The organism is Dietzia sp. B19 (genome assembly GCF_014145155.1).
In the GTDB taxonomy this organism is placed as follows: Bacteria; Actinomycetota; Actinomycetes; order Mycobacteriales; family Mycobacteriaceae; genus Dietzia; species Dietzia natronolimnaea.
Window position 1 is genome coordinate 1 of record NZ_JAALED010000121.1, and the last position, 4,569, is coordinate 4,569.

Consider the following 4,569-nt stretch of genomic DNA (forward strand, 5'->3'; position numbering starts at 1 on the left):
TCCGCCGCAGAGGGCTGCCACCTCACCGACGGCGACGGCAACCGCCTGCTCGACTTCACCTCGCAGCTGGTCAACACCAACATCGGCCACCAGCACCCCGTGGTGGTCAAGGCGATCCAGGACCAGGCCGCCGAGCTGTGCACCATCAACCCCGCGCACGCCAACGCCGCCCGCGCCGAGGCCGCCCGGCTGGTCGCCGAGGTCGCACCCGCCGGCATGAACCGCGTGTTCTTCACCAACGCCGGCACCGAGGCCGTCGAGCACGCCGTCCGCATGGCGCGCCGCCACACCGGTCGGCACAAGACCCTCTCGGCGTTCCGCAGCTACCACGGCGCCACCACCACCTCGATGAACCTCACCGGTGACGCCCGCCGCTGGGCCAACGACCACGGCAACACCGGCGCCGTGCACTTCCACGCGCCCTACCTGTACCGGTCGCAGTTCTACGCCGAGAACGAGAAGCAGGAGTGCGACCGCGCGCTCGAGCACCTGGACTCGCTCATCGCGCTGGAGGGCCCGGACCACTTCGCGGCGTTGATCATCGAGTCGGTGCCCGGCACGGTCGGGATCATGGTGCCGCCGGCCGACTACCTGCGCGGTGTGCGCGAGATCTGCGACAAGTACGGGATCGTCATGATCTGCGACGAGGTCATGTCCGGCTTCGGCCGCACCGGCGCCTGGCTCGCCCTGGACAACTTCCGGTCCGGAGACGACGACTGGGCCCCCGACCTCATCACCTTTGCCAAGGGCTCCAACTCCGGTTACGTCCCGCTCGGCGGGGTGATCCTGCACGACCGGATCGCCGCCTCCTTCGAGAACACCCCCTACACCGGTGGACTGACCTATGCCGGGCACCCGCTCGCCTGCGCCTCCGTGGTGGCCACCATCAACCTGATGCGGGACGAGAAGATCGTCGAGAACGCCCGCACGATCGGCGAGGACGTGATCGGCCCGCGCCTGCGCGAGCTCGCCGAGAAGCACCCGTCGATCGGCGAGGTCCGCGGCCTGGGAGTGTTCTGGGCAGTGGAGATGGTGGCCGACCGCGAGACACGCGAGCCCCTCGCCCCCTACGGTGGGACATCGGAGGCCATGGCCAGGACCTTCGCCGCCGCCAAGTCCGACGGCGTGCTGTTGTTCATGAACTACAACCGATTCCACATCGTTCCGCCCTGCATCATCACGGCCGACGAGGCGAACGCGGGGCTCGATATCTTCGACCGCGCACTCGATGTGGCCGATTCCTATGTGGGGAGCTGACCGGACATGGCGCTGGTACTGGGCCTGATCGTCAACGCCGTCGCCCTGTGGGTGGCGACTCTGATCGTGCCGGGGATCTCCCTGTACGAGACCGCCGGAGACGCCGGGATCGACGCCGGCGCCATCGACAACGAGGTGAGCGTGCCGACCATCGCGGCGCTGCTCATCGTGGCCGTGGTGTTCACGCTGATCAACGCGGTGATCAAGCCGATCGTGCAGCTGCTGTCGCTGCCGCTGACCATCCTCACTCTGGGGCTGTTCCTGCTGGTGATCAACGCGCTGATGCTCATGCTCACCAGCTGGGTCACCACGACGTTCCAGCTGTTCGGTGCCGAGTACCAGGTGAGCGGGTTCTGGGCGGCGTTCTTCGGGGCGATCGTGATCGGACTGGTCAACTGGGTGCTCGGCATGGTGATCCCCACGCGCGCCCGCGACTGAGGCGCGGCCGCCGCACCGCCCGGCCATCGCACGAGAAGAGCGTTCCGCACACGTCCGCCGAGAGGCAGGTGCGCGGAACGCTCTTCTCGTTGGTGCGGCGGCCCCGGGGTCAGCTCACCTCTGGGCGGCGTACTGCCGCGGAAGCGCCCGGCCCCGCTCCGCCATGAGGTCCCGGAGCAGGTTCGGGTAGTCGGTGATGATCCCGTCGACGCCGATGTCCATGAGGTACTCCATGGTCGGAACGTTGTTCACCGTCCACGGGATGATCCACAGCCCGTGCGAGTGCGCGCTCTGGACCATCTCCTCCGTGACGTACGCCCGGCAGGCGCTCTCGCCGACCGTGCAGCTCTGGTCCGGGTAGGTGGCGACCGGCGAATAGGCCACCACCCCGTCGATGGACGCTGCGGCGGCGACGCCGTCACCGTCGAAGTCCGCGATGTCGATCCCCCCGAGCCACGGCGAGGGAGCCCCGGAGTCGATGCCGAGGAAGTCGTGGTTCGTCAGGGCGACGAGCGGCAGGCTCGGGGCGAGCTCGTGCATCGCCATCAGTGCGCCCCAGTCGAACGACTGGACGGTGATCTGCTGCTCGAGACCCGAGTTCGTGATCTCCTCGTGCACCGCTGAGACGAACACCTCGCGCGGTGCGGTCTGGTCCGGGGCTCCGGCCTCCACCTTGGTCTCGATGTTCATCCACACCCCGTCCGGCCCGTCGGCCCCGTGGGCCTTGACGAGGTCGAACAGTTCGGAGAGGAGCATCATCCTCTCGCCCGGGTGGGTCTGCTGGTCGGGGTAACCGGGACGACGGAGCGAACCACAATCGAGCGTCCTGACCTGCTCGAGCGTGAGCTGGTGGATGTAGTGGTCCATGTAGGGGAACATCGGATCGCCCTCCACGACAGGCGCGGTGTCCTGACAGACGTCGGCCCGGGGGCGTCGGTCGTGCGTGACCACCACCGCGCCGTCGGCGGTGACCTGGGTATCGAGTTCCAGGGTGCTCACACCCAGTTCGAGTGCAGCCGAGAAGGCCTGCGGGGAACTCTCGACATGAAGCCCCACGCCGCCGCGGTGTGCCTGGAGATCGAAGTCACGCGCTCCGGCGCCGAGCGAACCGAGGGCGCCGAGTGAACCCGCCGGTGCGTCGGTGCCGAGTGAGCCCGCCGTCGCCCCGCCGAGTGATCCGGTCGCCGCGGTGGCCACCGTCAAGGATGAGGCGGTGAGGAGACAGCCGAGGGCGGTGGCGCCGACCGTGAAGAGGGCACGTGTGATGAGCATGGGAACCTCGCCGGAAGTGGTGTCGGCATGCCGGGAGGAGTCCCGGGTGCCACTTGCCGGCGTGACGTTATGCGGCGCCGTCTACGGGCGGTTCGACCCGGGGTGAACGCAGGATGACGGCTGGGACAGCCCTTCGGCGGTGATCGGCCACCCTCCCGCACACGAGCCACCCCACACACGAGAAGAGCGTTCCGAACACATCGCCCGAGTGGGGGTGTGCGGAAGTCTCTTCTCGATGGGAGAGGTGGGTCCGTCAGACGACGCTCAGGAGCCGAAGGCGGCCGAGGAGATCGCGTTCGGGGACCAGCCGCGCGCGGCGGTGTCGCGGATGAACTGCATCTGCGGGTAGAACGAGTTGCCCGGGCAGGCGGTCCCGCCCCAGTCGCGGTGGCCCGAGACGGCCGGCATGTTGCGCGTGGCACCGCCCTGCGGGTTGCGGTAGGTGATGCCGCCGCGCGGGTTGATGCCCGTGGCCGAACAGAGGGCACGAACGCAGTCGATGGTCGCGCCCACGGCAGCGGGGGTCGGCGGCGCTCCGGTGAAGTCGCCCAGCACGCAGATCCCGATATTGCCGTTGTTGACGCCGCCCGTGTGGCCCGCGGTGACCACCGGGGGAGCGATGCCGGCGACCGGAGGCACCTGGAAGACCGGGGTCCCGCCGACGGTTCCGCCGCGGCCCTGGTAGATCCGGCCCTCCGGGTCGATGAGCAGGTGGTACCCGACGTCGCCCCAGCCCAGTGTGTTGGCGTGGTAGTTGTAGATCGCGCGCACACTCGCGGCGCGGTCCGGTCCCACGGGCGAGGCCGTGTGGTGGATCGTGATCGCCTGCGCCGGGTGGAACTGCGGTGCCCAGCGGTTCCCCGAGACGTCACCGGCGCCCCATGCCGCCCGCGGGATGATCGGCAGGCCGAGCGTTCCGACGCTGCCCAGGCTGTAGTTGCGCGGTGCAGCCCGGCCGTCGTCGAACGCGGTGGCACGGGCGCCGGCGGGAGCGTCGACCTCGTAACCCACGGACCCCTGCGGCGCGGCGACGAGATCGGACGCGGGAGTGCTGCCGCTGTCCGGGGCGGAGTCCATCGCCTCGAGCGGGAGCCAGTCGCCCACCGAGCCGTCGGGGAACGCGAACCGGATCCGGCCGGCGATCTCCTCGGCGCTGGGGAAAGTGACCCCCACGTAGCCGAGAGGGCCGTTCGGCTGGATCATCCCGCTGCCGGTCGGGACCGACTTGAGCAGGTCCTGGGCCATGCCGAGGGAACCGGTGTCGAACGGGTTGGCCCCGGCGAGGGGGCCACGGACGGAGGAGGCGACTGCGACGCCCACCCCGACTGACGCGGCGGTGAGAAACCCACGGCGTGAAACGGGCATAAGGGTGTACTCCAGACTTGTACTGCAGAAACTGACGCCTGGCATATCGGCGCGATCGACGGCCACATTACGCGCTCGGCGTAACCAAATCGAGACCTACGTTACCGAAGTGATACATGTGGCGAGTGAGGTTCATGAGGCGTATCCGGAGCCTCTACTAGGGGGAATCGGCGGGCCCGACGCCGGGCCACGGGCCTACTCGGTCACTGGCCACGCGCGCCCGGGCCCCACTCGGTC

The 4,569-nt window shown here is 69.2% G+C and carries 4 protein-coding genes; 2 read left to right on the plus strand and 2 right to left on the minus strand.

Translation table 11 applies throughout. The features are described from left to right. Nucleotides 1-1,257, plus strand: a 1,257-nt coding sequence (locus G6020_RS04655) for an aspartate aminotransferase family protein (RefSeq protein ID WP_182609829.1), incomplete at its 5' end; no start/stop codon positions are given. Nucleotides 1,258-1,263: 6 nt separating this feature from the next. Then, on the plus strand, nucleotides 1,264-1,695 hold the full coding sequence (locus G6020_RS04660) for a phage holin family protein (RefSeq protein WP_179524337.1): 432 nt from the start codon (nucleotides 1,264-1,266) through the stop codon (nucleotides 1,693-1,695). Between the two features lie 114 nt (nucleotides 1,696-1,809). Here the strand turns inward: G6020_RS04660 and G6020_RS04665 are convergent, their stop codons facing one another. Then, nucleotides 1,810-2,967 carry a glycerophosphodiester phosphodiesterase family protein gene (locus G6020_RS04665; protein ID WP_182609830.1) on the minus strand — a complete coding sequence of 386 codons (1,158 nt, stop codon included), beginning with the start codon at nucleotides 2,965-2,967 and terminating at the stop codon, nucleotides 1,810-1,812. 264 nt (nucleotides 2,968-3,231) lie between these two features. After that, nucleotides 3,232-4,287, minus strand: coding sequence for a peptidoglycan recognition family protein (locus G6020_RS04670; RefSeq protein ID WP_347237834.1), 1,056 nt, complete (start codon nucleotides 4,285-4,287; stop codon nucleotides 3,232-3,234). Nucleotides 4,288-4,569: the final 282 nt, after the last annotated feature.

Coding starts and splice junctions, on each gene's coding strand:
- G6020_RS04660 (WP_179524337.1), top strand. CDS start 1,264: ATGGCGCTGGTACTGGGCCTGATCGTCAACGCCGTCGCCCTGTGGGTG.
- G6020_RS04665 (WP_182609830.1), bottom strand. CDS start 2,967: ATGCTCATCACACGTGCCCTCTTCACGGTCGGCGCCACCGCCCTCGGC.